This is a genomic window from Streptomyces tricolor, assembly GCF_002155905.1.
Classification (GTDB): domain Bacteria; phylum Actinomycetota; class Actinomycetes; order Streptomycetales; family Streptomycetaceae; genus Streptomyces; species Streptomyces tricolor.
In genome coordinates, this window is record NZ_MUMF01000744.1 from 1 (window position 1) to 906 (window position 906).

At 78.4% G+C, this 906-nt stretch carries 1 protein-coding gene; it reads right to left on the reverse strand.

The window, feature by feature from the left end:
- Positions 1-54: 54 nt before the first annotated feature.
- Positions 55-906: SDR family oxidoreductase (locus tag CCN44_RS38680; RefSeq protein ID WP_208639928.1), on the reverse strand; the 852-nt coding region annotated here is incomplete at its 5' end.

Below are 906 nucleotides of genomic sequence, written 5' to 3' on the forward strand. Positions count from 1 at the left end.
CCCGGGCCAGCAGCGGGGCGAGCGCGGGGGACGAGGTCAGGGTGACGGCGGTCATCACGCCCCCAGCAGGCTCTGCCCGCACACCCGGACGACCTGCCCGTTGACCGGGCCGGAGGCGGGGTGGGCGAGCCAGGCGGTGGTCTCGGCGACGTCGGCGGGGAGCCCGCCCTGGGCGAGGGAGTTCATCCGGCGGCCCGCCTCCCGCAGCAGCAGCGGGATCGCGGCGGTCATCCGCGTCTCGATGAACCCGGGCGCGACCGCGTTCACGGTCACCCCGTGCTCGGCGAGCGCGCGCGGCGCGAGGGAGCGTACGAGGCCCGCCACGCCCGCCTTGCTCGCGCCGTAGTTGGTCTGGCCCGCGTTGCCCGCGAGCCCGGCGATGGAGGCGGTGGCCACGATCCGCCCGCCTTCGCCGAGGACCCCCCGGGCGAGCAGGGTGTCGGTGGTGCGCAGCACGCTGCCGAGGTTCACCTCCAGGACGGACCTCCAGCGGTCGGCCGGCATGTTGGCCAGGCGCCGGTCGCGGGTGATGCCCGCGTTGTGGACGAGGACGTCCAGCCCGTCGGGGAGGGCGGCGGCGATGCGGGCGCCCGCGTCGGCGGCGGTGATGTCGAGGGCGAGGGCGGTCCCGCCGAGCCGTGCGGCGACCCGCCGGGCGTCGGCCTCGGCGGCGGGCACGTCGAGGACGACGACCCGGGCGCCGTCCCGCGCCAGCGTCCCGGCGACGGCCTCGCCGATCCCGCGCGCGGCCCCGGTGACCAGCGCGGTCCGCCCGGCGAGCGGCCGGTCCCAGTCGTCCGGCGGGGTGACCGCCGCGCCGCCGAGTCCACCCTGCGCTTCCTCCTCTCCCCCAGGTCCGCCTACGTCAGCGGCCAGGTGATCGAGGTCGGCGGCGCGGCGGTCACC